The following is a 4,310-nucleotide window of genomic DNA, read 5'->3' on the forward strand; positions in this document are numbered from 1 at the left end:
GGGCTGGAGCTGGAAACACATTTGCGAGCAGATCGGCGGCTATTCCGAGGTCTTGATCGTCGGCGCGATCATGGGCCAGATGAAGCTGACGAAGCCGCAGGCGGCCAATGCGGCCGAACTGTTCGGCCTCTCCAAGGCCGAGACCGCCATGCTCAACGAGGTGCCGATGCGCGGCACCGGCACGCCGATGCCGCCGACCGATCCGCTGATCTACCGCTTCTACGAGATGGTGATGGTGAACGGTCCGGCCTGGAAGGCGCTGATCGAGGAAGAGTTCGGCGACGGCATCATGTCGGCGATCGACTTCGACATGGGCATCGAGCGCGTCGCCAATCCGAAGGGCGACCGCGTCAAGATCACGATGTCAGGCAAGTTCCTGCCGTATAAATATTACGGCGCCAGCGGCAACGTGCCGGAGTATGGCTTCAAGGAGGGGTGATTTGGCCCTCCGTCATTCCGGACGGCGCGACAGCGCCGATCCGGAATCTCGAGATTCCGGGTTCGGTCCTACGGACCGCCCCGGAATGACTGCGAGTGTGGGACGCGCGCGGCCTTATGTCCCCGCCTTCACCTCGGCCGCCGCCACGGCGATCAGCTCGTTCATCTTGGCGCGAATCGCCTGTTCGGTGACGGCGACGCTCTTGGCGGCGAAATCGGCCATGACCTTGCGCAGCACGTCGGCGTCGCCGGCTTCCTCGAAATCGGCCGCGACCACCTCCTTGGCGTAGGCCGCCGCCGCATCGCCGGTGATGCCGAGCTTTTCGGCCGCCCACAGGCCGAGCAGCCGGTTGCGGCGGGCTTCCGCCTTGAATTTCTGCTCCTCGTCGAGGGCGAATTTCTTCTCGAAACCTTCCTCGCGCTTGTCGAAATTGCTCATGCCTTTTCCAATTCCCTGCTGACTGGAGCCGGCGGCCCTCGTTGCGACGGCCCCGGCGCATGCCTAGATAGGGGGCACGAATCGGCAAAACAACGAGCCGTTAAGCCGCAGGCAAGGCGGTATAAGTTGGCATCGGATGAGCCGGATCGATTGTGCTGGGTCGGCCAATCGGATAGGTTGCCTGAAGGTTTGGTTCCTGTTCTGTTTCCAAGGGTTATAGACGGGTTCCGGGCTGTTCACGGCAGCTCCGCTGTGGGTCGTAATCCTAGTCAACCGGAGCACACCAGATACATGGATTTCAACAAAACACGGTACATCCCCATGAGCCGTCGGCGTCGCATTTATGAAGGCAAGGCAAAGGTTCTTTACGAAGGCCCGGAGCCCGGTACCCTGATCCAGCACTTCAAGGATGACGCCACCGCGTTCAATGCGAAAAAGCATCAGGTGATCGAGGGCAAGGGTGTCCTCAACAACCGGATCTCGGAGTACCTGTTTCAGCACCTCAACGACATCGGGGTGCCGACCCACTTCATCCGCCGCCTCAACATGCGCGAGCAGTTGATTCGCGAGGTCGAGATCGTGCCGCTCGAGGTGGTGGTGCGGAACGTTGCCGCCGGCTCCCTGTCGCAGCGCCTCGGCATCGAGGAAGGCACGCAGCTGCCGCGCTCGATCATCGAATTCTACTACAAGAACGACCAGCTCAACGACCCCATGGTGTCGGAAGAGCACATCACCGCCTTCGGCTGGGCGACGCCGCAGGAGATCGACGACATCATGGCGCTCGCCATCCGTGTCAACGACTTCCTCACCGGCCTCTTCCTCGGCATCGGCATCCGTCTCGTCGACTTCAAAATGGAGTGCGGGCGGCTGTTCGAGAACGAAATGATGCGGATCATCGTTGCCGACGAGATCTCGCCGGACTCCTGCCGTCTGTGGGACATCAAGTCGAACGAGAAGCTCGACAAGGACCGCTTCCGCCGCGACCTCGGCGGCCTGCTCGAGGCCTATACCGAAGTGGCAAAGCGTCTCGGCATTCTCATGGAAAACGAGCGTCCGGCGGGCTCCGGCCCGGTGCTGGTGAAGAGCTAAAGGGGTTTTCGACGTGAAGGCACGTGTCACCRTTACCTTGAAGACGGGCATCCTCGATCCGCAAGGAAAGGCCATCGAAGGCGCGCTGAAGTCGCTCGGCGTCGACGGCGTCGCCAGCGTCCGTCAGGGCAAGGTGTTCGACATCGAGCTTGCCGGCGCCGACAAGGCCAAGGCCGAAGCCGCGCTGAAGGACGCCGCCGACAAGCTGCTCGCCAACACCGTGATCGAGAACTATCGGGTGGAGATCGTCTGAGCCTGCCAAATCCTCATGGTGAGGAGCGCGGAACGCGCGTCTAGCGGACGATGCTTCGCATCGCCGCGAGAACCATGCAGGCCCGGCTCTCGCACCTCGGCCTTCATCCTTCGAGACGCGCGCAGAGGGCGCGCTCCTCAGGATGGGGAGTTGGACCGGCTGTGACGCTGCAATCGTAGCCCGGATGGAGCGAAGCGAAATCCGGGAGGTATCCGGGATGGCGCTGTCCCGGATTACGCTTCGCTCCATCCGGGCTACGAAGCTGTTGGCTCAGCCCTTTCGCGGCTCACAGCCACCCGACGCGGCGGAAGCGCCAGTACAATCCGAGGCAGGCGAGCGCCATCATCCCCATGACGACGAAATAGCTGTACTCCCATTGCAGCTCGGGGATGTATTTGAAGTTCATCCCATAGATGCCGGCGACTGCGGTCGGGACGGCGAGGATCGCGAGCCAGGAGGCTAGTTTCTTCGACACCGCCGTCTCCTGGGCCTGGCCGACCAAGAGGCTCGCTTCGAAGGCGAAGGCCAGCACCTCGCGCATGGAATCGATGCGCTCCTGGATGTTGCGGACGTGGTCGGTGACGTCGCGGAACAGGGGCTGCATGGTCGGGCGCACCATCGACAGCTCGTCATGCTCCAGCCGCCGGCAGACTTCGACCAGAGGACCGATCGCGTTCCGCAGTCGCAGGAGGTCACGACGCAGCATGTACAGCCGCTCGATCTGCGCCTTGGTGATCGCGTGCGAGAGCACGTCGTCCTCGATCTCCTCGATTTCCTCGTGAATGCTTTCGAGCACGGGGGAGTAGTTGTCGACGATGAAATCGATGATGGCATAGAGGATGTAGTCCTCGCCGCGGGCGAGCGCCCGCGGACAGCTCTCACAGCGCTCGCGTACCGCCGTATAGGAGGTCGAAGCGCCGTGCCGGACCGTTACGAGATAGCCTTCGCCGACGAAGATGTGCGTCTCGCCGAAGGCGATCCGGCCCTCGATCAATTGCGCCGTGCGTGCGACGATGAAGAGGGCCTCGCCATATTGCTCGATCTTGGGCCGCTGATGGGCGTGATTGGCGTCCTCGATGGCAAGCTCGTGCAGGTCGAACTGTTTCTGCACGGCGCTGAGCAGCGCCATGTCCGGCTCGTGCAGGCCGATCCAGACCACGTGGCCGGGTTTCGCGCGCCAGCTCGATGCCTCGCTGATGGCGATATTGGCGATGCGCCGGCCATCGACATAGGCGCCGGCAGCGACGACGCCTTCGGCGGATACCGGCTCGGACTGGGATGCGGGGCGCGACGGGACGTTCATGGCTTCAATCCCGGGCAAAATCGTTCGGCCAAAATGGTCGGCTATGGCCTGTGCACAAAGCCGTCCAGCGAGGCTAGCACTGGTAAAATCCGCGTCAAATGGTTATGTCTCTTCGCGATTTCGCCGCCGGCCAGCCCGATTCCAACCCCCTTGCCCGGAACCCAAAGCCAATGAAAGCCGCCATCCTCGTCTTTCCCGGAATCAACCGCGAGCGCGACATGGCGCGGGCGTTGAAGYTGATCTCGGGCAATGAACCCGAGATGGTCTGGCACGCCGAGACGTCGCTGCCCGCAGGCACCGACCTCGTGGTCGTACCCGGCGGCTTCTCCTACGGCGATTATCTGCGCTGTGGTGCAATCGCCGCGCGTGCGCCGGTGATGGATGCCGTGCGCGACTATGCGGCGAAGGGCGGCCTCGTGCTCGGCGTCTGCAACGGCTTCCAGATCCTCTGCGAATCCGGCCTGCTGCCGGGCGTCTTGATGCGCAACGCGCAACTGAAATTCATCTGCCGCGACGTGCATCTGCGCGTCGAGCGTTCCGACACGCCGTTCACCCGCGGCTACAATGCCGGCCAGGTGATCCGCGTCCCGGTCGCCCATGGCGAGGGCAATTACGAGGCGGATGAAGAGACCATCAAGCGGCTCGAGGGCGAGGGGCGGGTGCTCTACCGCTACTGCTCGGCCGACGGCGTGGTCGACGAGCGCCACAACATCAACGGCGCGGCGCATTCCATCGCAGGCCTCGTCAACGACAGCGGCAACGTGCTCGGCATGATGCCGCATCCCGAA

At 63.0% G+C, this 4,310-nt stretch carries 6 protein-coding genes; 4 read left to right on the forward strand and 2 right to left on the reverse strand.

Annotated features, from left to right (window positions below; genetic code table 11):
• Positions 1-439 (forward strand): cyanase (gene cynS, locus ACXJL8_RS35230; protein WP_456686476.1); only part of this gene is annotated, 439 nt, incomplete at its 5' end.
• Positions 440-553: 114 nt separating this feature from the next.
• Here the strand turns inward: cynS and ACXJL8_RS35235 are convergent.
• Positions 554-877 carry a DUF1476 domain-containing protein gene (locus tag ACXJL8_RS35235; protein WP_456621290.1) on the reverse strand — a complete coding sequence of 108 codons (324 nt, stop codon included), beginning with the start codon at positions 875-877 and terminating at the stop codon, positions 554-556.
• A gap of 321 nt (positions 878-1,198) precedes the next feature.
• Here ACXJL8_RS35235 and purC point away from each other — a divergent pair, with 321 nt between their 5' ends.
• Together purC and purS are read left to right on the forward strand one after the other, a co-directional pair.
• Positions 1,199-1,966, forward strand: a complete 768-nt coding sequence (purC, locus tag ACXJL8_RS35240; protein ID WP_008974302.1) for a phosphoribosylaminoimidazolesuccinocarboxamide synthase — start codon at positions 1,199-1,201, stop codon at positions 1,964-1,966.
• Positions 1,967-1,979: 13 nt separating this feature from the next.
• Positions 1,980-2,219 carry a phosphoribosylformylglycinamidine synthase subunit PurS gene (gene purS, locus ACXJL8_RS35245; RefSeq protein WP_456686477.1) on the forward strand — a complete coding sequence of 80 codons (240 nt, stop codon included), beginning with the start codon at positions 1,980-1,982 and terminating at the stop codon, positions 2,217-2,219.
• Positions 2,220-2,505: 286 nt separating this feature from the next.
• Here purS and ACXJL8_RS35250 read toward each other — a convergent pair whose 3' ends face one another.
• Positions 2,506-3,522, reverse strand: a complete 1,017-nt coding sequence (locus ACXJL8_RS35250) for a magnesium and cobalt transport protein CorA (RefSeq protein ID WP_456621291.1) — start codon at positions 3,520-3,522, stop codon at positions 2,506-2,508.
• Between the two features lie 170 nt (positions 3,523-3,692).
• Here ACXJL8_RS35250 and purQ point away from each other — a divergent pair.
• The coding region (gene purQ / locus ACXJL8_RS35255; protein ID WP_456686478.1) for a phosphoribosylformylglycinamidine synthase subunit PurQ at positions 3,693-4,310 on the forward strand (618 nt) is incomplete at its 3' end.

The organism is Bradyrhizobium sp. P5_C11_2, from assembly GCF_054049755.1.